Origin of the sequence: uncultured Arthrobacter sp. (assembly GCF_947495145.1) — a bacterium.
GTDB lineage: Bacteria > Actinomycetota > Actinomycetes > Actinomycetales > Micrococcaceae > Arthrobacter_D.
Map to the genome: position 1 here is coordinate 1 of NZ_CANLXP010000051.1, position 963 is coordinate 963.

A 963-nucleotide genomic window follows, 5' to 3' on the forward strand; every position below is an offset into this window, starting at 1 on the left:
CCGTACTCCCCAGGCGGGGCACTTAATGCGTTAGCTACGGCGCGGAAAACGTGGAATGTCCCCCACACCTAGTGCCCAACGTTTACGGCATGGACTACCAGGGTATCTAATCCTGTTCGCTCCCCATGCTTTCGCTCCTCAGCGTCAGTTAATGCCCAGAGACCTGCCTTCGCCATCGGTGTTCCTCCTGATATCTGCGCATTTCACCGCTACACCAGGAATTCCAGTCTCCCCTACATCACTCAAGTCTGCCCGTACCCACCGCAGATCCGGGGTTAAGCCCCGGACTTTCACGGCAGACGCGACAAACCGCCTACGAGCTCTTTACGCCCAATAATTCCGGATAACGCTTGCGCCCTACGTATTACCGCGGCTGCTGGCACGTAGTTAGCCGGCGCTTCTTCTGCAGGTACCGTCACTTTCGCTTCTTCCCTACTGAAAGAGGTTTACAACCCGAAGGCCTTCATCCCTCACGCGGCGTCGCTGCATCAGGCTTGCGCCCATTGTGCAATATTCCCCACTGCTGCCTCCCGTAGGAGTCTGGGCCGTGTCTCAGTCCCAGTGTGGCCGTCCACCCTCTCAGGCCGGCTACCCGTCGTCGCCTTGGTAGGCCATTACCCCACCAACAAGCTGATAGGCCGCGAGTCCATCCAAAACCACAAAAGCTTTCCACCAACCACCATGCGATGGAAGGTCATATCCAGTATTAGACCCAGTTTCCCAGGCTTATCCCAGAGTCAAGGGCAGGTTACTCACGTGTTACTCACCCGTTCGCCACTAATCCCCCCAGCAAGCTGGAGATCATCGTTCGACTTGCATGTGTTAAGCACGCCGCCAGCGTTCATCCTGAGCCAGGATCAAACTCTCCGTAAAAAACTACGAACACAACACAAACCCCCCGGAAAAAGAAGGATCCATGCTGCACAAAATTCGAAACCAGCCAAAAAACCAGCCACCACACAC

The 963-nt window shown here is 55.8% G+C and carries 1 rRNA gene; it reads right to left on the bottom strand.

The features are described from left to right. Positions 1 to 873: ribosomal RNA gene (locus Q0877_RS17060) — 16S ribosomal RNA — on the bottom strand; the annotation flags it as partial. Positions 874 to 963 lie beyond the last annotated feature (90 nt).